Raw genomic sequence first — 21,817 nt, 5'->3', positions numbered from 1 at the left:
AAACCCGGCACGGGGCCGGGTTTCGCGTCACAGCAGGGGCTTCTCGCCGCGCTGCCAGAGTTTCAGCAGCAGCCGCTCCGCCACCGACCCGGCGCTCTGGGTAAAGCGATCCATCATTTTACGCCGACGGGCGTAGTGCACGCCCAGGACGCTGAACCGGTCCATGTGACGGATGATCAGGTCGTCGCTGGTGTCGATTTCATCAATCAGGCCCAGCTCCAGCGCCTGACGGCCATACCAGTGTTCACCGGTTGCCACCCGATCGATATCCAGTGACGGCCGCATCTGGTGAACAAACTGTTTGAACAGCAGGTGCGTCTCATCCAGATCTTCCTGAAATTTTTCCCGGCCTTCCGGCGTATTCTCCCCGAAAAGGGTCAGCGTGCGCTTGTACTGACCGGCGGTGTGCAGCTCAACGTCAATGTCATTGCGCTTCAGCAGGCGGTTGAAGTTCGGGATCTGCGCGACGACGCCGATGGAGCCGATAATCGAGAACGGCGCCGCGACAATGCGGTCGGCCACGCAGGCCATCATGTACCCGCCGCTGGCCGCCACTTTATCCACGGCGGCGGTGATGCGTACGCCCTCATCGCGCAGACGCTGTAGCTGCGAGGCCGCCAGGCCATAGCCATGCACCACCCCACCCGGACTCTCCAGACGCAGCAGCACCTCGTCACCCGGCTGCTTCACCGCCAGCACGGCAGAGATCTCTTCACGCAGTGAACTCACCTCACCCGCGTCCATGCTGCCTTTGAAATCGAGCACATAGAGCGTGGGCTTCTCACTGAGGGTCTGTCCCTGCTTCGCCGCCTGCTTTTCCGCTTTGGCTTTCTGCTTTTCGCTCTTTTTATGGTTTTTCAGCCAGACCTTTTGCGCCTGCGGTTTCATTTTTGCCAGCTGCAGATCCTCTTTCATCTGCTGATAGTCATCACCCAGATGCGTCAGACGAAGCTGCCCGCTTTGTGCCCGCTTGCGCAGCGCGGCATTCATGATAATCATGACAATCGCGGCAACGGCAACCACCAGCGTCACCGCTTTCGCTAAAAACAGTCCATACGTCGAAATAAAATCCATCAGGTCGCCTTAGTAAACAGAAAATCGAAAACAGTCTGCCAGTTTAGCCGCTTTGCTCCACCTCGTCGCCTGAAATGCCAGCAGCCGGCACAGAATGCGCACCCTGGCGATTGCGCCGATTCGTTATTTCAGGCATAAAGCGGAATCATGCTGTTTTCGCCGGAGGAACCCCGCTGTGCATTATCAACCGAAAAGCGACCTGCTCAATCACCGTATTATCCTGGTCACTGGCGCTTCAGATGGCATTGGCCGGGAAGCGGCGCTGACCTATGCGCGCTATGGCGCTGACGTGATCCTGATGGGTCGCAATCCTGAGAAACTTCAGCAGGTCGAACAGGCCATTAATCAGCTGAATAAACGCCCTGCTCACACCCTGGTGTTCGATCTGGCTGAGGCGACCCCGGAGCGCTGCCGCCAGGTGGCCGATCGGCTGCAGCAGCAGTTCCCGCGTCTGGATGGCGTGCTGCACAACGCCGGGATCCTCGGCGAAATCGTGCCGCTGGCCGAACTGGAGCCGCAGATCTGGCGGGACGTAATGAACATCAATCTGGATGCCACCTTCTTCCTGACGCAGGCCCTGCTGCCGCTGCTGCTGAAGTCAGACGCAGGCTCTCTGGTGTTTACCACCTCCAGCGTCGGCCGTACCGGGCGCGCAGGCTGGGGCGCCTATGCCGTCTCAAAATTTGCGACCGAAGGGATGATGCAGGTGCTGGCTGACGAATACAAGAACCAGTCGCTGCGGGTTAACTGCATCAATCCCGGCGGCACGCGGACCAACATGCGCGCCAGCGCGTTTCCGCAGGAAGATGCCAGTAAGCTGAAAACCCCGGCCGATCTGATGCCGCTCTACCTCTATCTGATGGGCGATGACAGCCGCCGCAAGACCGGTATCAGCTTCGATGCCCAGCCCGGCAGAAAACCAGGCGCAGCGGAGTAATGGCGGAGGATCGTCACCAGCAGCGTCAGCAGCGCCTCAAGGAGCAGGTGGATGCGCGGATTGCTGCGGCCACCGAGGTGCGCGGCATCCTGATGGTCTTTACCGGCAACGGCAAAGGCAAGACCACCGCCGCCTTTGGCACCGCGCTGCGCGCCACCGGACACGGCAAACGCGCCGCGGCTATCCAGTTTATTAAGGGTGAGTGGCCAAACGGCGAGCGCAACCTGCTGGCGCAGCACGGCGTTGAATTTCAGGTGATGGCGACCGGCTTTACCTGGGATACCCAGAACCGCGAGACGGATACCGCCGCCTGCCTGGCCGTCTGGCAGCATGCAAAACGGATGCTGGCTGATGAACAGCTCGACCTGGTGATACTCGACGAGATCACCTATATGGTCAGCATGGATTATCTGCCGCTGGATGAGGTGATGACGGCCCTGCAACAGCGTCCGGCGCATCAGAGCGTCATTATTACCGGCCGTGGCTGTCATCGCCGCCTGCTGGATCTCGCAGATACGGTGACCGAGATGCGCCCGGTGAAGCACGCCTTCGACGCCGGAATTCAGGCCCAGCAGGGCATCGACTGGTAGCTGAAAAAGAAAACGCAGCCCGGAGGCTGCGTTTTTTTCGTCGGTGACGTCGTTATCCGGCGTTGCGTTTGCTGCCCGGATTGCGGCGCGGCGTCCGCGGTGTGCTGCTCACCTTGCTGTGGCGTTTCACGGCGCGACGGATCTGGTTCGCCTTGGTACGACGGCGATCTTTCTCCACCACCAGCTTAGTCACGGTCTCATCATCCATCCCGACCAGATTGCGCAGGTAGTTGACCGCAGGCAGATCCAGTTCGGTCCAGCCACCACGTGGCAGCCCTTTCGGTAAGGTGATATCGCCGTAGCGCACACGCATCAGGCGGCTGACCTGCACGCCCACCGCTTCCCACAGACGACGGACTTCACGGTTACGTCCTTCGGTCAGGGTGACGTTGTACCACTGGTTGATCCCCTCTCCGCCACCAAAACGCAGGGTTTTGAAGGCAGCCGGGCCATCTTCCAGCTGCACACCCTTGCTCAGCTGACGGATTTTATCGTCGTCAACCTGACCAAAGACACGCACCGCATATTCACGTTCCACTTCACGGCTCGGATGCATCAGGCGGTTGGCCAGTTCACCATCGGTGGTGAAGAGCATCAGGCCGCAGGTGTTCACATCCAGACGGCCAACGGCAATCCAGCGTGAGCCGCGCAGACGCGGCAGGCGGTCAAAGACCGTCGGACGACCTTCAGGGTCGCTGCGGGTGCAGAGTTCGCCTTCCGGTTTGTAGTACGCCAGGACACGGCAGACTTCGGTTGCGGATTCAGCAATCGACACCAGATGACCATCAATACGGATTTTCAGGGACTTGCTGCTCTCAACACGATCGCCCAGGGTGGCGACCTTGCCGTCGACGCTGACGCGGCCAGCAGCAATCATGGATTCGATTTCACGACGCGAGCCATGACCGGCCCGGGCTAAGACTTTCTGTAACTTTTCGCTCATGGAGCTTCCTCTTTGTCGCCTTCCCAGGCGTCACGGTAGGGTGATAATTCTTTATGAATCAACAGTTTAACCTATCAATTTGGGCCCATTATACAGACATTTAACCCCGAAGTAACGCCCTTTGTGAGCGGGCCCGTGACAATTAAAGATGGTTCGAAGGCTGACGGTTTTATTCCGGATAATTTATCGGCACATGAAGTTAATCGCGAAGGATTTGATTAGAGAATATGTTTAATAAAACGGCCTTTTCAAAAACTTTATAGCTGACGGGAATTAAATTTTCTTACCACTCTGGCTTTAACGGACTGCTAATCTTTCGATCAAAATCTTAACACTATCTTACACTTCACCCGATCCCCTCCTGCTTTCAAATGTCTGGAAAAAAGATTAAAGGCAGCAGAATTCACTGGATGATTGCGTTTAGTCACGCTTAATAAACGGCAAAAAATCAAAAGTCAGACTATTCCTAATGAAGATTGTATTAATACCTTATTTTCAGAGATATTTGTTTCTGATTAGCTTTAATAAATTGTGTGACACTATTAAGCTGATACACTTTATCTCAGCAGCACAATAAAAAAGCAGAGCCTGCCGTTATAAGGGGTTCGCGAAAAGAAAGTTTTACCTTAGTGATTCGTTAATAAATATCGTGTTTTGATTAATCCAATAAACCGGCGCATACGGAATTATTGCGTTAATACGGTTCAGTGATGAACCTTGTTTGCATGTCAAAAGTCTTCACCAGGGATTTCCTGACATGCCAGAAGAAAGAAACCCATCATGAGAAACCTGACGCTGTTTCCGGTGCTTGCTGCACTGGTGCTGAGCGGGTGTTCTGTGGGCCACACCGAGTACAGTCGGACGGCGATGCAGCACGTAGATATGAGCGTGACTGGCATTCCGACGATCCTCGGGCTTGGCACACTGGGCACCAGCATTCCTCTGACGCCTGAATATAGCCTGACGGCGGCGCACGTCGCTAAAACGGCCGTGCAGCGCGTAAAGTCCTATCACCCCTATTGCGATCTTGCGATTATTTATCACAAGAACGATGCCGGAACGCTGGCTAAATTCCGCAGCGGTGATATTGGCGATCCCGTTAAAATGTATGGCTACAGTTTTATTTCCGCCATGCCGGTGGAGTCGAAGGGCGTTAATTTAGCCCGCACCGCTATCCGGAATAACTGGAATAAAAGCCCCTGCCTGGCGATGGCGTCAAATGCCGGTGTGGTTCAGGGCATGTCGGGCGGCGGCGTGTATAACAGTGATGACACGTTAAGCGGCGTTATTGTGGGATATTCCGATGCCATTAAAAATGGCCGTAATGGAAAAGTGATCCTGAAAGATGTTTCACTTTATATTCCCTACGGCCAGTTTAAGAACTGGTTGCAGTCGAACCTGGACCAGGCACCCGCGCGCGGTGCCTGACGCCCGGCTTAATTACTGAAACGGGCGGGTATCGCCTACCCCTTCACGCACAATTTCCGGCGCATCGGTGGTCAGATCGATCACCGTCGTCGGCTGCTGCCCCAGCGTGCCGCCGTCAATAATCAGGTCGACCAGCTTGCCGATGCTGTGCTGGATCTCTTCCGGATCGGATTCGGTGAAATCGTTGCCCGGCAGGATCAGCGAGGTCGACATCATCGGCTCATTCAGCGCGTCCAGCAGCGCCAGCGCCACCGGATTGGACGGCACACGCAGACCGATAGTCTTACGTTTCTCATTCATCAAACGGCGCGGCACCTCTTTGGTCGCCTTGAGGATGAAGGTGTAGTTGCCTGGCGTGTTGTTTTTCAGCAGACGAAACGCGGAGTTGCCCACCTGCGAATAGATGGAAAGCTCAGAGAGATCCCGGCACATCAGGGTGAAGTTGTGATGTCCGTCGAGCTGACGGATGCGGCAAATGCGCTCCATCGCGCCCTTCTCCTCCAGCCGACAGCCCAGCGCATAACCGGAATCGGTGGGATAAACGATGACACCGCCTTTGTTCAGGTAGTCGACCGCCTGCCTGATCAGACGCGGCTGCGGGTTGTCCGGATGGATATGAAACAGTTGACTCATAGAAACCTCGTGTCACCTTTCCGTGTCGGCCGGGCATGGCGCGAGTGCCGGGAAACGTTCCCAGACCGGCTCCACCCCGGCGGGCAGCCAGAGTTTGCGGCCCAGCTCAATCCACGGGCAGGGTTGATGAAAATCAGAACCTTGTGATGCGGCCAGATCGTTATCCCTGGCGTAGTGCGCCAGCTGTGTCCGCTCATTCGGCGGCTGCTGGCACTGGGCGACCTCAATGGCATCGCCACCCGCTTCGCGGAAATGGGCGATCAGCCGTTTAAGCCACTTCGCCGATAAACCGTAGCGGCCCGGATGGGCCAGCACGGCACAGCCACCAGAATGATGAATCGCATCAATAGCTTGTTTAATTGTACACCATTGTGGCGGGACGTAGCCGGTTTTGCCGCGCGCCAGATAATTTTTGAATACCTGGGCCATGTTGTCCGCTTTGCCCTGCTCAATCAGGAAGCGGGCGAAATGTCCGCGGGTAAGGATGCCGCCATCGGCCAGGCGCGTAGCGCCCGCCAGCGCATCGGGAATCCGCGCCCTTGCCAGCCGCTCGCCAATCTCGGCCGCCCGCGTCTGGCGGCAGGCCAGCTGCCCGGCCAGAAAGGTCACCATCGCCGGATGATCGATATCGATGTTCAGCCCCACGATGTGAATCTCATGGTTCTCCCACAGCGTTGAGAGCTCGGCTCCGGCCAGCACGCTGATCGGCAGATTCTGCTCACTCGCCGTCTGCTGCGCCTCTGCCACCCCGGCGGTGCTGTCGTGATCGGTGATCGCCAGTACGCCGACGCGCATCTCAACGGCCCGCTGCACCAGGGCGGCGGGCGACAGCAGACCATCCGAGGCGCGCGTGTGGCTGTGTAAATCGTAAACCGGGAAACGGGCGATATCGCTCAAGAGAACTCCTGCTGAAACTAAACCGGCCAGCATGATAACGATTTTCGCGGTCAGTGAAAAAGTGTATTGACATTTTCGCCCTGAACCCGTTAACTAGTACACAAGTTCACACGCAAGGGGTATTCAGTCATGGCGGAAGTAATGATGCATTCAGAGGGTTGGCGCGCTGTTCCCGATCAAGGGCGACAGGATCGTGCACACTTTGCGTAAACGCCGTGTGAAAACCTGAGCCCGCCAAGACGCGGGCTTTTTTTTGAGCGAAATTCAGAGAAACCATCATGCCAAATGCGAAACCTACAGTGAAGTTGATTACCGGCACCGCGCCTTACCGCGAAGATCCGGCCGCAGTGTTTCACCAGCTTTGCGGCGCACGTCCGGCAACCCTGCTGCTTGAGTCTGCTGACATCGACAGCAAGCGCAATTTAAAAAGCCTGCTGATTGTCGACAGCGCGCTGCGCATCAGCGCAATGGGCCCTACTGTCACCGTACAGGCGCTATCAGAAAATGGCCGCGCCCTGCTGCCGCTGCTGGATGAGGCGCTGCCCGCCGCCGTGGGCAATCAGGTGCGCCCCGATGGACGCGAGCTGACCTTCCCGCCGAGCCACGACCATCAGCAGGATGAAGATTCCCGGCTGAAGGCGCTGTCGGTCTTTGATGCGCTGCGTCTGATCCCGCAACTGGTCAACTCCCCAGCCGACGAGCGCGAAGCCGTGCTGCTGGGTGGCCTGTTCGCCTATGACCTGGTGGCCGGTTTTGAGACGCTGCCCGTGCTGGATAATCAGCAGCGCTGCCCCGACTACTGCTTCTATCTGGCAGAAACCTTACTGGTGATCGACCATCAGACCCGCAGCGCGCGTCTGCAGGCCAGCCTGTTCTGCCCTTCCACCAGCGAGTTCCAGCGCCTGCAGCGCCGCATTGAGCAGCTGCATGGCCAGATCCTGCAGCCCGCTCCGGCGCTGCCGGTGCAGCCGGTGGAGCAGATGACGCTGACCACCAGCCAGAGCGACGACGCCTATTGTGAGGTGGTTCGTGAGATGCAGCAGGCGATTCGCATCGGCGAAATTTTCCAGGTGGTGCCGTCGCGCCGCTTCTCACTGCCCTGCCCGTCGCCGCTGGCCGCCTACGACACGCTGAAAAACAGCAACTCCAGCCCCTATATGTTCTTTATGCAGGATCAGGATTTCTCACTGTTCGGCGCCTCGCCAGAGAGTTCGCTGAAGTATGACGCTACCTCGCGTCAGATCGAAATCTACCCGATTGCCGGTACGCGCCCGCGAGGCCGCCACGCTGACGGCTCGCTGGACCGCGATCTCGACAGCCGGATCGAGCTTGAGATGCGCACCGACCATAAAGAGCTGGCTGAACATCTGATGCTGGTGGATCTGGCACGAAACGATCTGGCCCGTATCTGTGTGCCGGGCAGCCGTTACGTCGCGGACCTCACTAAAGTGGACCGCTATTCGTTTGTGATGCACCTGGTGTCCCGCGTGGTGGGTACGCTGCGCGCCGACCTGGATGTGCTGCACGCCTACCGCGCCTGCATGAACATGGGCACCCTCAGCGGTGCGCCAAAAGTGCGCGCCATGCAGCTGATTGCCGGTGCCGAAGGCACACGCCGCGGCAGCTACGGCGGTGCGGTGGGCTACTTCACGGCGCAGGGCGATCTGGATACCTGTATCGTCATCCGTTCGGCCTATGTCGAAGATGGCGTCGCCACCGTGCAGGCCGGTGCGGGTGTGGTGCTGGATTCTCATCCGCAGGCTGAAGCGGATGAAAGCCGCAACAAGGCCCGCGCCGTTCTGCGCGCAATCGCGACTGCCCATCACTGCAAGGAGATCTTCTGATGGCCGATATTCTGCTGCTCGATAACATCGACTCATTTACCTACAACCTGGTTGATCAGCTGCGGACCTTTGGTCACAACGTGGTGATCTACCGCAATAACCTGCCTGCGGAGCTGTTAATCGAACAGCTGCAGCGGATGGAAAACCCGGTGCTGATGCTCTCGCCCGGCCCCGGCGCGCCTAAAGATGCGGGCTGTATGCCAGCGCTGCTGCAGGCGCTGCGCGGCCGTCTGCCGATTATCGGCATCTGTCTGGGACACCAGGCGATCGTGGAAGCCTATGGCGGCCATGTCGGGCAGGCGGGCGAAATCCTGCACGGTAAGGCTTCATCAATCGATCACGACGGCGAGGCGATGTTCGCCGGTCTGAGCAATCCGCTGCCGGTGGCGCGTTATCACTCGCTGGTGGGCAGCAATACGCCGGAAGCGCTGACGGTCAACGCCAGTTACAACGGAATGGTGATGGCGGTACGTCATGAAACCGACCGGGTGTGCGGCTTTCAGTTCCATCCGGAATCGATTCTGACGTCTCAGGGTGCGCGTCTGCTTGAGCAGACGCTGGCCTGGGCGCTGGCGAAGTCACAGGGAGAATCATGATGCAACAGACACTGGAAAAACTTTACCAGGCGCAGACGCTGAGTCAGGCCGAGAGCCACGCCCTCTTCAGCGCCATTATTACCGGCCAGCTGGAGCCGGTGCAGCTCGCCGCGGCGCTGGTCGCCATGAAAGTGCGCGGTGAGACGCCGGAAGAGATCGCCGGGGCCGCTACGGCGCTGCTGGAAGATGCTAAACCCTTTCCGCGCCCGGCCTACGCCTTCGCAGACATCGTCGGCACCGGCGGCGACGGCAGCAACAGCATTAATATCTCCACCGCCAGCGCGTTTGTGGCCGCGACCTGCGGCCTGAAGGTGGCGAAGCACGGCAACCGCAGCGTTTCCAGCAAGTCCGGCTCTTCCGATCTGCTGGCCGCTTTTGGTATCGATCTCGACATGCCCGCAGCGCGGGCGCGCCAGGCGCTGGACGATCTGAACGTCTGCTTCCTGTTTGCGCCGCAGTATCACACCGGTTTCCGCCACGCGATGCCGGTACGCCAGCAGCTTAAAACCCGCACGCTGTTTAACGTGCTCGGCCCGCTGATCAACCCGGCTCGTCCGCCGCTGGCCGTGATTGGCGTCTACAGCCCGGATCTGGTGATGCCGATTGCCCAGACCCTGAAAGTGCTGGGCTACCAGCGCGCCGCGGTGGTGCATGGCGGCGGCATGGATGAGGTGGCGCTGCACGACGTGACGCACGTGGCTGAACTGCGTGATGGCGAGATCACCCGCTATCAGCTCTCGCCGGAGGACTTCGGTTTTGGCTTCCATCCCAAAGAGGCGCTGGCGGGCGGCACGCCGGAAGAAAATCGTGACATTCTCACGGCTTTACTCCAGGGTAATGGCCAGCAGGCGCATGAAGAAGCGGTCGCCGTCAACGTGGCGATGTTGCTTAAGGTATTCGGTCAGGAAGATCTGCGTGAAAACGCCCAGCAGGCGCTAAACGCCATCCGCAGCGGACAGGCTTATGAGCGCGTAGTCGCACTGGCAGCAAGAGGATAATCATGAAAGGCACCGTGTTAGAAAAAATTGTTCAGGATAAAGCGATTTGGGTTGAAGCCCGTCAGCAGCAGCAGCCGCTCTCTACCTTTCAGAACAGCATTGAACCTGCCAGCCGTCATTTCTACGACGCGCTGCAGGGTGCACGCACCGCGTTTATCCTGGAGTGTAAAAAAGCGTCGCCCTCTAAAGGGGTGATCCGCGAGGATTTCGACCCGGCGGCCATTGCCGGTGTCTATCGCCACTACGCCTCTGCGGTCTCCGTGCTGACCGATGAGAAATATTTTCAGGGCGACTTCGCCTTTCTGCCGATAGTCAGCGCGGCGATTACCCAGCCGGTGCTGTGCAAAGATTTCATTATCGATCCCTACCAGATCTACCTGGCGCGTTACTACCAGGCGGACGCCATCCTGCTGATGCTCTCCGTGCTGGATGATGAGCAGTATCGTCAGCTGGCGGCCGTGGCGCACAGCCTGAAGATGGGCATCCTGACCGAAGTCAGTAACGAAGAGGAGCTGGAGCGCGCCATCGCCCTGCAGGCCAGAGTGGTGGGCATCAACAACCGCGATCTGCGCGATCTCTCTATCGATCTTAACCGCACGCGCCAGCTGGCCCCGCGCCTGTCGCACGGCGTGACGGTGATCAGCGAGTCGGGGATCAACAGCTATGCCGACATTCGCGAGCTGAGCCACTTTGCCAACGGCTTCCTGATTGGCTCCGCGCTGATGGAAGAGCCCGATCTCACCGGTGCCGTGCGTCGCGTGACCCTGGGCAACAACAAGGTGTGCGGCCTGACCCGTCCTGAAGATGCGCGTGCCGCCTATGAAGCCGGTGCCATCTATGGCGGCCTGATTTTTGCCGAAGGCTCACCGCGCCTGATCGACACGGCCACGGCGCAGTCAGTGATCGCCGCCGCGCCGCTGCGCTATGTCGGTGTCTTCCGCAACAATGCGATAAGTGACATTGTCACGCAGGTCAGCGCACTTTCACTCGCCGCCGTGCAGCTGCATGGCGATGAGACCCCCGCCTTCGTGGCCGACCTGCGCGCTGCGCTGCCCGCGGCGGTGCAGATCTGGAAAGCACTGCGCATCGAGGGCAGCGTCCCGGCCCGCGACTGGCCGCATGTGGACCGCTACGTGTTCGACAACGGCAACGGCGGCACCGGCGAACGTTTCGACTGGTCACTGCTGCAGGGGCAGACCCTGGACAATGTGCTGCTGGCCGGTGGCCTCAGCGCGGATAACTGTGTTGAAGCCGCGCAGCTGGGCTGTGCCGGACTGGACTTCAACTCTGGCGTGGAAAGCGCGCCCGGCATCAAAGATGCCCGTAAAATCGCTGCTGTGTTTCAGACACTGCGTGCCTACTGATTTGCCTGGCCCGCGTCAACCCGGGCCCGAGAAAGGAAGATAAAATGACGTTACTCAATCCCTACTTTGGCGAATTTGGCGGAATGTATGTTCCGCAGATCCTGATGCCCGCGCTGCGCCAGCTCGAACAGGCGTTTGTCGACGCGCAGAAAGATCCGGCGTTTCAGGCCGAATTTACCGACCTGCTGAAAAACTATGCGGGCCGTCCGACCGCCCTGACGCTGTGCAAAAACCTGACCAAAGGCACCAAAACCCGCCTCTATCTCAAGCGTGAAGATCTGCTGCACGGCGGCGCGCACAAAACGAACCAGGTGCTGGGTCAGGCACTGTTAGCCAAACGCATGGGCAAAAACGAAATCATTGCTGAAACCGGTGCGGGTCAGCACGGTGTGGCCTCCGCCCTGGCCTGTGCGCTGCTGGGCATGAAGTGCCGCATCTATATGGGCGCAAAAGATGTTGAGCGTCAGTCGCCGAACGTGTTCCGTATGCGTCTGATGGGCGCGGAAGTGATTCCGGTTCACAGCGGCTCCGCCACGCTGAAGGATGCCTGTAATGAGGCGCTGCGTGACTGGTCCGGCAGCTATGAAACCGCGCACTATATGCTCGGCACGGCGGCGGGCCCGCATCCCTTCCCGACGATTGTGCGCGAGTTCCAGCGCATGATTGGCGAGGAGACTAAAAAGCAGATTCTGGAAAAAGAGGGCCGCCTGCCGGATGCGATCCTCGCCTGTGTGGGCGGCGGTTCCAACGCCATCGGGATGTTTGCCGACTTCATCGACGAGACCAGCGTGAAGCTGATCGGGGTCGAACCGGCGGGTCACGGCATCGAGACGGGCGAACATGGTGCGCCGCTGAAGCACGGTCGCGTGGGGATCTACTTCGGCATGAAAGCGCCGATGATGCAGACGCACGACGGCCAGATCGAAGAGTCCTACTCTATCTCTGCCGGCCTCGACTTCCCGTCGGTAGGTCCGCAGCATGCACATCTCAACAGCATCGGTCGCGCAGACTACGTTTCGATTACCGATAACGAGGCGATGGACGCCTTTAAACAGCTCTGCCGCGCGGAAGGCATTATCCCGGCGCTGGAGTCCTCCCATGCGCTGGCCCATGCACTGAAGATGATCCATGCGGAGCCGGAGAAAGAGCAGCTGATTGTGGTCAACCTCTCTGGCCGTGGCGACAAAGATATTTTCACCGTTCATGACATTCTGACTGCGCAGGGAGAAATCTGATGGAACGTTATAATCAACTGTTTAGCCGCCTGTCAGCGAACAACGAAGGCGCCTTCGTTCCCTTTGTGACGCTGGGCGACCCGTCACCCGCGCTGTCACTGCGTGTGATTGATGCGCTGGTTGAAGGGGGCGCGGATGCTCTGGAGCTGGGGATCCCCTTCTCCGATCCTCTGGCGGATGGCCCGACTATCCAGAATGCCACGCTGCGCGCTTTTGCGGCGGGCACCAACACCAGCCAGTGCTTCGAGATGCTGGCGACGATTCGCCGCAAATATCCGGATCTGCCAATTGGCCTGCTGATGTATGCCAATCTGGTCTTCACCAACGGCGTGGATGCGTTCTATGCCCGGTGCGCCGAGGCCGGTGTGGATTCGGTGCTGGTGGCCGACGTGCCGGTAGAGGAGTCGGCGCCCTTCCGTCAGGCGGCGCTGCGTCATGGCGTGGCCCCCATCTTTATCTGTCCGCCGAATGCCAGCGATGAACTGCTGCGTGAGATCGCCTCCCACGGACGCGGTTATACCTACCTGCTGTCGCGCGCGGGCGTGACCGGTGCGGAAAACCGCGCCAGCCTGCCGCTGCAGCATCTGATCGACAAGCTGCGTGAATATCACGCCGCGCCACCGCTGCAGGGCTTTGGTATCTCTGAACCGGAACAGGTGAAGGAGGCGATCGCCGCCGGTGCCGCAGGCGCCATCTCCGGTTCAGCGATCGTCAGGATCATCGAAAAGCATCATGCCGAACCGGAAGTAATGCTGAGTGAACTGAAGAATTTTGTCAGCCGTCTCAAAGCCGCCAGCCGCTAATGCTGCCATCATGCCTTATCACCCGATAAGGCATGATTTGTTTCCTTTTTTATCCCCTGCGATTTGCCCTTTTTCTGAAATCTGCACCACAATGACAGTGCGCCGTTACGGTAACGTCGCATCCAATTTGTGACAGGGAGAGAAAGCAATGAAATTCGTTAAAATGCTGGCAGGTGCTGTACTGGCGGGCGTGGTTGCGCTGACACTGAGCGCCTGTGCGCCAACCGCAACCAAAGAGGGAACCGGTGGCTATATCGATGACACCGTGGTCACCACCAAAGTCAAAGGTGCGCTGCTGAAAGATGAGTCGCTGAAGTCGACAGAAATCAACGTAGAAACCTTTAAAGGCAAAGTGCAGCTGAGCGGCTTTGTTTCATCACCACAGATGGCCAACCGTGCCGTTCAGGTGACACGCAGCGTGGCGGGCGTCAGATCGGTTGTTAACAACATGCAGATCAAGTAACGTCTGACCCACAAAAAAGGCCGCTGATTCAGCGGCCTTTTTATCCTCAGAAACGGTAACCCGCCCCGAAGAAGAACACCCAGGGATCGACGCGCATATTGATGTTCTGCTGCTCGCCGCCCGCTTTAAACTTCACTTCCGTATCGATATCCATATACCACAGCGACGCATTCAGCATCCAGTCACGGTTGATCTGGTAGTCGAGGCCGACCTGACCCGCCACGCCCCAGGAGTCCTTGACGCTGAGGTCGGTCAGGCCCGCATCGCGGCCGGTCTGGTTAAACTTAGCATCGTAGAAGGTGGTGTAGTTCACGCCCACGCCAACGTAAGGCCGCACCGGGCTTTTGCTGTCGAAGAAGTAGTACTGCGCCATCAGCGTAGGCGGTAACTGGCGAACCGTCGCCAGCGTGCCGGTCGGGCCAAGCCCCACTTTATGACGGAATGGCGTGGCGGCCAGCAGCTCGACCCCGATGTTATCCGTGGCCATATAGGTAAATGTCAGGCCCAGCTGCGTGTCATTCGAGGCACTGAATTCGCCCATGCCTAACACATTATCGGAACCCTCGACAGGCCGGACGGTGGCACTGCCGGCCCGCATAAAGAAGTCGCCCGCTTCGTGGGCCATTGCCAGCTGAGGCAGCGCCAGCGCTAGCAACATCGCGCATTTTGCCAGTTTCATTATCACTCCTTTGCTTAATGTTAAAATTGCGAACGTCATCGCTTTTTTTGCTGGCAATTATTTAACGTGATTTACAGAAAATTGCACTCTGAACGTTTCGGATAAACTGCTTAAAAAACAATGGATTGATTTAGATCAATTTCAGTCCTGGCTGGCAGCTAAAAATAGCGCTTGCTGAATATTTTCGGCCAGCCTATTTTGCTTCTCTTCCTTGTTGATTTTGGTTCGATGCCCTGGGAGGGGCGGGTGATCAAATGCATGAAATAACGAATCCCTGTGTCAGCTGTGGCGCCTGCTGCGCCCATTTCCGCGTCTCTTTTTACTGGGCCGAAGCCGATGATGCTGGCGGTCTGGTTCCGACCCACTTAACCGAACCCCTCAGCCTGCTGATGCGCAATATGCGGGGCACTAACGATCGCTCGCCCCGCTGTGTCGCCCTGGAGGGCGAGATCGGCGGCTGCGTCTCCTGCGGCATTTATGCACAACGTCCGACGCCCTGTCGGGAGTTTGCCATGTCGGGTGAAGCGGGGATCCACAACGACGCCTGCGATCGCGCCCGCGCCCGTTATGGTCTTCCTGCGCTTTTTTCTCCTTCTTTACCTGATATGACAGAAAGTTATGCCGCGGCGGGTGCCCGCGAGCTGCCAGAACATGTACAATCGCCGGGTTAATTAACCCGGTTCCTCCAAGGAGTGTACATGTCTATCACGGCCAGCTCGTTATACCGTGACACAGGAAATTTTGCGCGCCATCAACTGGCTACGTTGCTGTTGCTGTCGCTGCTGACCGCTTTTATTACCGTTATGCTGGTGCATGTGCTGACGCCCGGTGCCGATCAGATGGCGATACTCCAGCAGAGTGACGACAGCGCCCGTTCGCTGTTTGAGATGGTACAGAATATGTCCCCGGAGCAGCAGCAGGTCCTGCTGCACGCTTCGGCAGCCAGCACTTTTGCGGCGCTGATGGGCAATACGCTGCTGCTGGGCGGCATGCTCTGCCTGATCCCGCTGGTCTCGTCCGGCCAGCGTGTCAGCGCGCTGCGGGCCATTGGCGCATCGGTGCCGATGCTGCCTAAGCTGCTGCTGCTCACCTTCCTGATGACGCTGATGGCGCAACTGGGCTTTATGGTGCTGGTGGTGCCGGGCATTCTGCTGACTATCCTGCTGTCGCTGGCGCCGGTGATGGTCGCCAGTGAGAAGATGGGCGTCTTTGCCGCCATGCGCGCCAGCATGCGGATGGCCTGGAAGAATGTGAAGCTGATTGCGCCTGCAATCCTGCTCTGGCTGCTGGCCAAAGTGGTGGTGATGCTGTTCTTCTCATCGCTGACCGTACTGCCGCTGAATGTCTCCTCGGTGATTTTCACCGCAGCGGGTAACCTGGTTTCGGCGATGTTGATTATCTATCTCTATCGTCTCTATATGCTGTTACGTTGATTCGCGATCTGCCTTCGGGCAGATCCGCAGCCAACTCTGAATGGAAAAACTATGAAGCAGCTACTCGACTTTCTTCCCCTGGTGGTGTTTTTCATCTTCTACAAGCTGTATGACATCTTTGTCGCCTCCGGCGCGCTGATCGTCGCCACCGGCCTGGCGCTGGTCGTCAGCTGGGTGCTCTATCGTAAGCTGGAAAAGATGACGATTTTCACCTTCGTCCTGGTGGCCGTGTTTGGCACCCTGACGCTGGTGTTCCACAACGATGAGTTCATCAAGTGGAAGGTCACCGTGATCTACAGCCTGTTTGCCGCCGCCCTGCTCTACAGCCAGTGGTTTATGCAGCAGACGCTGATTCAGCGCATGCTCGGCAAAGAGCTGCAGCTGCCTGAAGCCGCCTGGCGTCGGCTCAACGTCGCCTGGGCGCTGTTCTTCCTGATCTGCGGCCTGGTGAACATCTATGTTGCCTTTTGGTTATCACAGGCGTTCTGGGTTAACTTTAAGGTGTTCGGCCTTTCCGGCCTGACGCTGCTCTTTACCCTGCTCAGCGGGCTCTACATCTGGCGACAGATGCCGCAGCAGGAACAAAAATAGTGACGCAGCCCGGTTCGCCGGGCATTTTTTTGGCATTAACCTGCAAATAAGTGGACGCAATGGACGAAAAACATAAATTGCCGCAAGGCGAAATGGTGCTGCGTACGCTCGCCATGCCGGCAGACACCAACGCTAACGGCGATATCTTTGGCGGCTGGCTGATGTCACAGATGGATATGGGCGGCGCGATTCTGGCTAAAGAGATCGCGGAAGGCCGCGTGGTGACCGTGCGTGTCGATGGGATGTCCTTTATGAAACCGGTCGCGGTGGGCGATGTGGTGAGCTGTCATGCGAGCTGCATCCGGACCGGCAACAGTTCGATGACGATTAACGTCGAAGTCTGGATTAAAAAGGTGTCGTCTGAGCCGATTGGTCAGACCTACTGTGCCACGGAAGCGGTGTTCATCTACGTGGCCGTGGATAACGAGGGCAAATCGCGTCCTCTGCCCGCCGGGCGCGCCAATCAGCCGGCAGGCGAGTGAGTCACGGGTCAGGCCTGAGGGTCTGACCCGACGTTTATTCGAGGCTGGCCCCCCCGTTGATTTTAAACACGATATTCATGGTCATCCCCCTGCCTGGCTGTCCGCTCTGGTAGCGCCAGTTTTTCATCGCCTGCTTCACGGTCCGTTCAAACATGTTCGCCGGCTGAGCGGAGAGGATTTCGATGTTATCGACCCGCCCGTCACTGTCGACGTCAAATTTTACGCGGACGCGCCCCTCTATCCGCAGGGCAAATGCGCGCGGCGGATAGCCCGGTTTGCTGATGCTCAGGGCTTTCGGTCCTGCCGACGCAGCGGTGCTGGGTGATGGCGCGGCTTTTGGCGCGGCGGCCGGTTTATGCTCTGGCGCGGGCGCCTTCTGCTGGAAAGGGTCAGCCTGCGGTTTGCTCTCCTGACGCGGCTTCACTTCGCGCGCTGGCTGCTGCCGGTGTTCAGGTTTGGGTTTAGGCCTGGGCTTAGGCTTCGGTTCGGGCTTAGGTATGGGCACCGGCTCTGCCTTTGGCGGTTCGGGTGCCGGCTGCGGTTCCGGTGTCGGTTCAGGTTCTGGCTGGGGCTGCGGTGCAGGAGGCACCACTGCCGCCGGCGCGGGCTGAACCTCCGGTGCCACCATGGTGACGCTGATGGGCTGCGATGCCTCAGGTACCCTGTTCTGCTGCCCGAACGACGCATAGAGAATTCCGGCGATCACGCCCCCATGCAGAATGACGGACAGCAGCATAGAGACAGACGTGCGTTTAGGTAGTGGCATAGTCAGCGTGGTCATAACGGTCGCAGTGATTGAATGAAGCGGCAATTTTAAATGCAAATAGCAATCAGTTTCAATAACTCCCACCCTCCACCCTGCATAAAAGCGCTTTTTAGCCCTTTATGCTGACCCCTCTGCTGCCTGCAGGTTTCGTTTGCACTCTGCCGGACGATCCCTTAACGTGTTGCGAAATTCTGAATACTGGGAGTTACTGAGTGCTTTACGTCATTTATGCAGAAGATACTGCAGATTCACTGGAAAAGCGTAACGCCGTCCGCCCTGCCCATCTGGCCCGGCTCAAACTGCTGCAGGAAGAGGGACGCCTGATTATCGCCGGCCCGATGCCTGCGGTTGACAGTAACGATCCCGGCGTCGCGGGCTTTACCGGCTCCACCGTGATTGCGGAGTTCCCGTCGCTGGAAGCCGCACAATCCTGGGCGCAGGATGACCCTTACTTCGCGGCGGGTGTTTACGCGCAGGTATCGGTGAAGCCGTTCAAACGCGTCTTCTGACCGTTGACGGGCTGTAAAGATGGCTTCTGTGTCTGACACAGGAGCCATTTTTCTTTGGGTCAGGGTAAGAGAGAAGATGCAGAGTGTGATTATCGGATTACTGGCGATTGTCGTCATACTGACGGGCGGTGCCATCTATCTGTGGCGGACACGGGGCTGGCGGAAGACGAAGCAGTGGATTGTCATGCTGATTGTGCTGGCGGCAGCACTGCAGATGGTGAACGTTACGCTGATGATGCATGCGCAACGTCTTACAGGGTAATGTTCACTGAGAGGGTCCGTGTGAAAAGCGTTTCCGGAGGCGAGCCTGCTGCTCAGAACTGTTGCACGCTGCGGTGCAGAATCGTTGCCGCGACAGATTCAGCGTGAAAGCGGCTTCGTCAGCTTAGCGGGCCAGGCCGCGGTCATCGACCGCCCTGGCTCTGCCGCTACGTGCTGATTAACCCCGATCCAGAATCAGGCCAATCAGAACATGGTAGTGCTGCTCTTCTTCCACGCTGGTTACATGCTGCAGACGTTTAATCAGTTTTGAACAGATCGCCTTACGGTTAAGGGTGCGGCCTGAACCGATGATTTCAGCGACGACCGAACCCAGAATCGCCTGCTGTGAAGGCTGCGCAGCGCTGTGCAGGTAAGCGGCGATGTCAGATACGGAAGCGGGAATACGGGTGTTAGTCTGCATGATTGACCTCATAGCGTTATTTAAGTTTCCTGACCGATGCGATAAAGTTATACAACAACGCCTCTGTTGTACAGGTATTTAGTCAGAAAATTCCTGTCAGCTCCCGTTAATTTTAATAAAATCATAAATAACATCAACTTAAATTAATGTAAAGTTGTACAGGTTTTCCGTATTGTCTTGTACACCCCCCTTTTTCCTCACCTTTTCGCGGTAAAGCGCGATCGATTCATCATTTTTTCAGTCACGAAGATGAATTTTCTGGCAGAGCTGTCTACATTTGGATCTTATGAGTTAAACCTCTGAATGGATGCGCAGCGCACTTGCGACCTTATTATGCATAAAACTTATCCCGGTCAGGCCTTTACTCTGTTTGAGCCGCTGCTGTTACGTCTTGCAGCGATCACCGATCCTAAAATTGAAGTATTGAGTGGGTATCCGGCGCACTGTTCGGCATGGCTGACGATCTACTATCAGCGAAAGTCGGGGAAGTGGTCCTATGAATGGTACGATCGGGCGGGTTGTCGCCGGCCTGCCGCGCTGAGCGACGCGATGACGTGTCTGATGCATGAGGTCAGCGACCGGGGAGCTACGCAGCAGGAGCACCAGCTGGCGCAGCGCCTGCTGGCTGAAACAGGTTTTATGGAGGCCTGAGGAAGCGGCTTCCGTCAGGCTCAGCACCGGGTAAGGCTAGACCATCTGCGTAATAAACAGAATCGAGCGACGCTGCTGCTGGGCCAGCTGGTGGCGGATGCAGTGAATACGCTTATACCGGCGTGACTGCCCTTCCAGCCAGCGTGAACGGCGACGATGAACCTGCCTCAGCATTCTCCAGCGCGCCACCTCATTTCTGCTTCTTTTCATCACTTCCTCTCTGACATCGGATCCGCGTGGGCATTATAGAGATCTCTGCGCGAATGCCAAATCCGATCGTCTGCTCAGCGAGGCCGGGATAAAAGGTTTCGTTAGCGCGTTTCTGCACGTAAACTTGCCAGACGGAAGCGCGAACGGGATGTCCACTTTATGACCACTTTTTATACGCTCATCAGCTGGTTGCTGCTGTTTGGATACTGGCTGCTGATTGCCGGTGTCACCCTGCGCATTCTGATGAAGCGTCGGGCCGTGACCTCGGCGATGGCCTGGCTGCTGGTGATCTACATTCTGCCGCTGGTGGGCATTATCGCTTATCTCTCTTTTGGCGAACTCCATCTGGGTAAGCGCCGCGCGGAGCGCGCACGCACCATGTGGCCTTCCACCGCCCGCTGGCTCAACGATCTCAAACAGTGCCGCGAAATCTTTGCCACCGAGCACAGCGACGTGGCGCGCTCCCTGTTCGAGCTTTGCTACCATCGGCAGGGGATCGCCGGGGTCAAGGGCAATCAGCTCCAGCTGCTGACCAGCTCTGACGATGTGATGCAGGCGCTGATCCGCGATATCCAGCTGGCCCGCCACAACATCGAGATGGTCTTCTATATCTGGCATCCCGGTGGCCTGGCGGATGAGGTGGCGGAATCCCTGATGGCGGCCTCGCGCCGGGGCGTGCATTGCCGTCTGCTGCTCGACTCCGCAGGCAGCGTGACCTTTTTCCGCAGCCCCTGGGCGGGCATGATGCGCAACGCCGGTATCGACGTGGTAGAGGCGCTGCAGGTGAGCCTGCTGCGCGTATTCCTGCGCCGAATGGACCTGCGTCAGCACCGTAAAATCGTCCTGATCGACAACTACATCGCCTATACCGGCAGCATGAACCTGGTCGATCCGCGCTTCTTCAAGCAGAGTGCAGGCGTCGGCCAGTGGATCGATTTGATGGCGCGCATGGAAGGCCCGGTTGCAACCGCGATGGGCATTGTCTTCAGCTGCGACTGGGAGATCGAAACCGGCAAACGTATTCTGCCGCCGCCGCCCGATCGCAATATCATGCCGTTCGAACAGGAGAGCGGCCACACCGTGCAGGTGATCGCCTCCGGTCCCGGCTTCCCGGAAGATATGATCCATCAGGCGCTGCTGACGGCGGTCTACTCGGCGCGTGAGCAGTTAATCATGACCACCCCCTACTTTGTGCCCAGCGACGACCTGCTGCATGCGATCTGCACGGCGGCGCAGCGCGGCGTCAGCGTCAGCGTTATTATCCCGCGCAACAATGACTCTCTGCTGGTAGGCTGGGCCAGCCGGGCCTTCTTCAGCGAGCTGCTGGAGGCCGGGGTGAAAATTTACCAGTTTGAAGATGGCCTGCTGCACACCAAGAGCGTACTGGTCGACGGCCAGCTGAGCCTGGTTGGCACCGTAAACCTTGATATGCGCAGCCTGTGGCTGAACTTTGAAGTGACGCTGGTGGTGGATGATGCGGGCTTTGGCAGCGATCTGGCCTGTGTGCAGGACGATTATATTGCCCGTTCCCGCCTGCTGGATGGCAAGCGCTGGGCAAAACGTGCCTGGTGGCAGCGCATCGTCGAACGACTGTTTTACTTCTTCAGCCCTTTACTGTAAAACGAGCCAGATTGTGTAAATGGCCACAGGCCGACAGGACAGACTATGGATTTAAATAATCGCCTTACCGAAGATGAAACGCTGGAACAGGCCTACGATATTTTTCTTGAACTGGCAGGCGACAACCTGGATCCGGCCGATATCATTCTCTTCAATCTGCAGTTCGAAGAGCGCGGCGGCGCGGAGCTTTTCGATCCCTCCGAGGACTGGAAAGATCATGTCGATTTCGACCTGAACCCGGACTTCTTCGCCGAGGTGGTGATTGGGCTGGGTGAAGCGGACGGTGAACCCATTACCGACGTCTTTGCGCGCGTGCTGCTCTGCCGCGAGAAAGATCACAAGCTCTGTCACATCCTGTGGCGGGAGTAATCGCCAGATAAGAAAACGCC

The 21,817-nt window shown here is 58.0% G+C and carries 25 protein-coding genes and 1 pseudogene; 18 read left to right on the top strand and 8 right to left on the bottom strand.

Annotated elements, in window-relative coordinates:
• Positions 1-27 precede the first annotated feature (27 nt).
• Positions 28-1,074: a protease SohB gene (gene sohB, locus J1C59_RS08805; protein ID WP_128084032.1), complete on the bottom strand. Its 1,047-nt coding sequence runs from the start codon at positions 1,072-1,074 to the stop codon at positions 28-30.
• Positions 1,075-1,249: 175 nt separating this feature from the next.
• On the opposite strand from sohB, the gene J1C59_RS08800 reads away from it, so the two are divergent.
• Positions 1,250-2,011 (top strand): YciK family oxidoreductase, encoded by a 762-nt coding sequence (locus J1C59_RS08800; RefSeq protein ID WP_128084033.1) that lies wholly within the window; start codon positions 1,250-1,252, stop codon positions 2,009-2,011.
• Positions 2,011-2,601 carry a cob(I)yrinic acid a,c-diamide adenosyltransferase gene (gene cobO, locus J1C59_RS08795; RefSeq protein WP_128084034.1) on the top strand — a complete coding sequence of 197 codons (591 nt, stop codon included), beginning with the start codon at positions 2,011-2,013 and terminating at the stop codon, positions 2,599-2,601. The genes J1C59_RS08800 and cobO overlap by 1 nt, the downstream gene beginning before the upstream one ends.
• A 52-nt stretch (positions 2,602-2,653) precedes the next feature.
• On the opposite strand, the gene rluB is transcribed toward cobO, so the two are convergent.
• The gene (rluB, locus tag J1C59_RS08790) at positions 2,654-3,544 is read right to left on the bottom strand and encodes a 23S rRNA pseudouridine(2605) synthase RluB (RefSeq protein WP_128084035.1); all 891 of its coding nucleotides are present in this window, start codon (positions 3,542-3,544) and stop codon (positions 2,654-2,656) included.
• Between the two features lie 780 nt (positions 3,545-4,324).
• Between rluB and J1C59_RS08785 the strand changes: the two genes are divergently transcribed.
• Entirely contained in the window at positions 4,325-4,972 is a 648-nt protein-coding gene (locus J1C59_RS08785) for a serine protease (protein ID WP_128084036.1), read from the top strand.
• Between the two features lie 12 nt (positions 4,973-4,984).
• Here J1C59_RS08785 and J1C59_RS08780 read toward each other — a convergent pair whose 3' ends face one another.
• Positions 4,985-5,605, bottom strand: coding sequence for an L-threonylcarbamoyladenylate synthase (locus tag J1C59_RS08780; protein WP_128084037.1), 621 nt, complete (start codon positions 5,603-5,605; stop codon positions 4,985-4,987).
• A gap of 12 nt (positions 5,606-5,617) precedes the next feature.
• Complete coding sequence (rnm, locus tag J1C59_RS08775; protein ID WP_140917256.1) at positions 5,618-6,502, bottom strand: RNase RNM; 885 nt, start codon at positions 6,500-6,502, stop codon at positions 5,618-5,620.
• Positions 6,503-6,780: 278 nt separating this feature from the next.
• Here rnm and J1C59_RS08770 point away from each other — a divergent pair, with 278 nt between their 5' ends.
• The 6 genes and pseudogenes from J1C59_RS08770 (at position 6,781) to J1C59_RS08745 (ending at position 13,805) form a co-directional block, all read left to right on the top strand.
• Positions 6,781-8,346 (top strand): anthranilate synthase component 1, encoded by a 1,566-nt coding sequence (locus J1C59_RS08770; RefSeq protein ID WP_128084038.1) that lies wholly within the window; start codon positions 6,781-6,783, stop codon positions 8,344-8,346.
• A pseudogene (gene trpD / locus J1C59_RS08765) lies at positions 8,346-9,940 on the top strand (bifunctional anthranilate synthase glutamate amidotransferase component TrpG/anthranilate phosphoribosyltransferase TrpD). The gene J1C59_RS08770 and the pseudogene trpD overlap by 1 nt, the downstream one beginning before the upstream one ends.
• A 2-nt stretch (positions 9,941-9,942) precedes the next feature.
• Positions 9,943-11,304, top strand: coding sequence for a bifunctional indole-3-glycerol-phosphate synthase TrpC/phosphoribosylanthranilate isomerase TrpF (gene trpCF / locus J1C59_RS08760; RefSeq protein ID WP_128084040.1), 1,362 nt, complete (start codon positions 9,943-9,945; stop codon positions 11,302-11,304).
• 44 nt (positions 11,305-11,348) lie between these two features.
• A complete protein-coding gene (gene trpB, locus J1C59_RS08755; RefSeq protein WP_128084041.1) occupies positions 11,349-12,539 on the top strand; it encodes a tryptophan synthase subunit beta in 1,191 nt (396 codons plus the stop codon).
• Positions 12,539-13,342 (top strand): tryptophan synthase subunit alpha, encoded by an 804-nt coding sequence (gene trpA / locus J1C59_RS08750; RefSeq protein ID WP_128084042.1) that lies wholly within the window; start codon positions 12,539-12,541, stop codon positions 13,340-13,342. The genes trpB and trpA overlap by 1 nt, the downstream gene beginning before the upstream one ends.
• Before the next feature lie 148 nt (positions 13,343-13,490).
• Positions 13,491-13,805 (top strand): BON domain-containing protein, encoded by a 315-nt coding sequence (locus J1C59_RS08745; protein ID WP_111140057.1) that lies wholly within the window; start codon positions 13,491-13,493, stop codon positions 13,803-13,805.
• Between the two features lie 46 nt (positions 13,806-13,851).
• Here the strand turns inward: J1C59_RS08745 and ompW are convergent, their stop codons facing one another.
• Positions 13,852-14,484: an outer membrane protein OmpW gene (gene ompW / locus J1C59_RS08740; protein WP_128084043.1), complete on the bottom strand. Its 633-nt coding sequence runs from the start codon at positions 14,482-14,484 to the stop codon at positions 13,852-13,854.
• Between the two features lie 254 nt (positions 14,485-14,738).
• Between ompW and J1C59_RS08735 the strand changes: the two genes are divergently transcribed.
• Genes J1C59_RS08735 through yciA form a run of 4 tightly spaced genes read left to right on the top strand, consistent with a single transcriptional unit; the run spans position 14,739 to position 16,990 of the window.
• Positions 14,739-15,155 (top strand): YkgJ family cysteine cluster protein, encoded by a 417-nt coding sequence (locus tag J1C59_RS08735; RefSeq protein WP_128084044.1) that lies wholly within the window; start codon positions 14,739-14,741, stop codon positions 15,153-15,155.
• A gap of 27 nt (positions 15,156-15,182) precedes the next feature.
• Complete coding sequence (locus J1C59_RS08730) at positions 15,183-15,917, top strand: YciC family protein (RefSeq protein WP_128084045.1); 735 nt, start codon at positions 15,183-15,185, stop codon at positions 15,915-15,917.
• Positions 15,918-15,968: 51 nt separating this feature from the next.
• A complete protein-coding gene (locus tag J1C59_RS08725) occupies positions 15,969-16,508 on the top strand; it encodes a septation protein A (protein WP_128084046.1) in 540 nt (179 codons plus the stop codon).
• A 59-nt stretch (positions 16,509-16,567) separates the two neighbouring features.
• Positions 16,568-16,990, top strand: a complete 423-nt coding sequence (gene yciA / locus J1C59_RS08720; RefSeq protein ID WP_111140052.1) for an acyl-CoA thioester hydrolase YciA — start codon at positions 16,568-16,570, stop codon at positions 16,988-16,990.
• 34 nt (positions 16,991-17,024) lie between these two features.
• Here the strand turns inward: yciA and tonB are convergent, their stop codons facing one another.
• Entirely contained in the window at positions 17,025-17,771 is a 747-nt protein-coding gene (tonB, locus tag J1C59_RS08715) for a TonB system transport protein TonB (RefSeq protein WP_128084047.1), read from the bottom strand.
• A gap of 197 nt (positions 17,772-17,968) precedes the next feature.
• On the opposite strand from tonB, the gene J1C59_RS08710 reads away from it, so the two are divergent.
• Positions 17,969-18,265 carry a YciI family protein gene (locus J1C59_RS08710; RefSeq protein ID WP_128084048.1) on the top strand — a complete coding sequence of 99 codons (297 nt, stop codon included), beginning with the start codon at positions 17,969-17,971 and terminating at the stop codon, positions 18,263-18,265.
• A 76-nt stretch (positions 18,266-18,341) separates the two neighbouring features.
• Positions 18,342-18,527 carry a hypothetical protein gene (locus J1C59_RS08705; protein ID WP_128084049.1) on the top strand — a complete coding sequence of 62 codons (186 nt, stop codon included), beginning with the start codon at positions 18,342-18,344 and terminating at the stop codon, positions 18,525-18,527.
• A gap of 177 nt (positions 18,528-18,704) precedes the next feature.
• Here J1C59_RS08705 and ycgZ read toward each other — a convergent pair whose 3' ends face one another.
• Positions 18,705-18,947: a regulatory protein YcgZ gene (gene ycgZ / locus J1C59_RS08700; protein ID WP_128084050.1), complete on the bottom strand. Its 243-nt coding sequence runs from the start codon at positions 18,945-18,947 to the stop codon at positions 18,705-18,707.
• Positions 18,948-19,280: 333 nt separating this feature from the next.
• On the opposite strand from ycgZ, the gene J1C59_RS08695 reads away from it, so the two are divergent.
• Positions 19,281-19,598, top strand: a complete 318-nt coding sequence (locus J1C59_RS08695) for a hypothetical protein (RefSeq protein ID WP_128084051.1) — start codon at positions 19,281-19,283, stop codon at positions 19,596-19,598.
• Positions 19,599-19,634: 36 nt separating this feature from the next.
• On the opposite strand, the gene J1C59_RS08690 is transcribed toward J1C59_RS08695, so the two are convergent.
• Positions 19,635-19,808, bottom strand: a complete 174-nt coding sequence (locus J1C59_RS08690) for a YciY family protein (RefSeq protein ID WP_128084052.1) — start codon at positions 19,806-19,808, stop codon at positions 19,635-19,637.
• Between the two features lie 159 nt (positions 19,809-19,967).
• Here J1C59_RS08690 and cls point away from each other — a divergent pair, with 159 nt between their 5' ends.
• Complete coding sequence (cls, locus tag J1C59_RS08685; RefSeq protein ID WP_128084053.1) at positions 19,968-21,428, top strand: cardiolipin synthase; 1,461 nt, start codon at positions 19,968-19,970, stop codon at positions 21,426-21,428.
• A gap of 45 nt (positions 21,429-21,473) precedes the next feature.
• Entirely contained in the window at positions 21,474-21,797 is a 324-nt protein-coding gene (locus J1C59_RS08680; RefSeq protein WP_009089915.1) for an HI1450 family dsDNA-mimic protein, read from the top strand.
• Positions 21,798-21,817 lie beyond the last annotated feature (20 nt).

The sequence above is a fragment of the Pantoea deleyi genome, from assembly GCF_022647325.1.
In the GTDB taxonomy this organism is placed as follows: Bacteria; Pseudomonadota; Gammaproteobacteria; order Enterobacterales; family Enterobacteriaceae; genus Pantoea; species Pantoea deleyi.
The sequence above is the reverse complement of the archived record's forward strand: the minus strand, read 5'-3'. Positions and strand labels throughout refer to the sequence as shown.

Coding starts and splice junctions, on each gene's coding strand:
- J1C59_RS08785 (WP_128084036.1), top strand. CDS start 4,325: ATGAGAAACCTGACGCTGTTTCCGGTGCTTGCTGCACTGGTGCTGAGC.
- J1C59_RS08735 (WP_128084044.1), top strand. CDS start 14,739: ATGCATGAAATAACGAATCCCTGTGTCAGCTGTGGCGCCTGCTGCGCC.
- J1C59_RS08690 (WP_128084052.1), bottom strand. CDS start 19,808: ATGAAAAGAAGCAGAAATGAGGTGGCGCGCTGGAGAATGCTGAGGCAG.
- sohB (WP_128084032.1), bottom strand. CDS start 1,074: ATGGATTTTATTTCGACGTATGGACTGTTTTTAGCGAAAGCGGTGACG.
- J1C59_RS08745 (WP_111140057.1), top strand. CDS start 13,491: ATGAAATTCGTTAAAATGCTGGCAGGTGCTGTACTGGCGGGCGTGGTT.
- trpB (WP_128084041.1), top strand. CDS start 11,349: ATGACGTTACTCAATCCCTACTTTGGCGAATTTGGCGGAATGTATGTT.
- cobO (WP_128084034.1), top strand. CDS start 2,011: ATGGCGGAGGATCGTCACCAGCAGCGTCAGCAGCGCCTCAAGGAGCAG.
- J1C59_RS08695 (WP_128084051.1), top strand. CDS start 19,281: ATGCATAAAACTTATCCCGGTCAGGCCTTTACTCTGTTTGAGCCGCTG.
- trpCF (WP_128084040.1), top strand. CDS start 9,943: ATGAAAGGCACCGTGTTAGAAAAAATTGTTCAGGATAAAGCGATTTGG.
- rluB (WP_128084035.1), bottom strand. CDS start 3,544: ATGAGCGAAAAGTTACAGAAAGTCTTAGCCCGGGCCGGTCATGGCTCG.
- tonB (WP_128084047.1), bottom strand. CDS start 17,771: ATGACCACGCTGACTATGCCACTACCTAAACGCACGTCTGTCTCTATG.
- J1C59_RS08725 (WP_128084046.1), top strand. CDS start 15,969: ATGAAGCAGCTACTCGACTTTCTTCCCCTGGTGGTGTTTTTCATCTTC.
- J1C59_RS08705 (WP_128084049.1), top strand. CDS start 18,342: ATGCAGAGTGTGATTATCGGATTACTGGCGATTGTCGTCATACTGACG.
- J1C59_RS08780 (WP_128084037.1), bottom strand. CDS start 5,605: ATGAGTCAACTGTTTCATATCCATCCGGACAACCCGCAGCCGCGTCTG.
- J1C59_RS08770 (WP_128084038.1), top strand. CDS start 6,781: ATGCCAAATGCGAAACCTACAGTGAAGTTGATTACCGGCACCGCGCCT.
- trpA (WP_128084042.1), top strand. CDS start 12,539: ATGGAACGTTATAATCAACTGTTTAGCCGCCTGTCAGCGAACAACGAA.
- J1C59_RS08730 (WP_128084045.1), top strand. CDS start 15,183: ATGTCTATCACGGCCAGCTCGTTATACCGTGACACAGGAAATTTTGCG.
- ycgZ (WP_128084050.1), bottom strand. CDS start 18,947: ATGCAGACTAACACCCGTATTCCCGCTTCCGTATCTGACATCGCCGCT.
- yciA (WP_111140052.1), top strand. CDS start 16,568: ATGGACGAAAAACATAAATTGCCGCAAGGCGAAATGGTGCTGCGTACG.
- cls (WP_128084053.1), top strand. CDS start 19,968: ATGACCACTTTTTATACGCTCATCAGCTGGTTGCTGCTGTTTGGATAC.
- ompW (WP_128084043.1), bottom strand. CDS start 14,484: ATGAAACTGGCAAAATGCGCGATGTTGCTAGCGCTGGCGCTGCCTCAG.
- J1C59_RS08680 (WP_009089915.1), top strand. CDS start 21,474: ATGGATTTAAATAATCGCCTTACCGAAGATGAAACGCTGGAACAGGCC.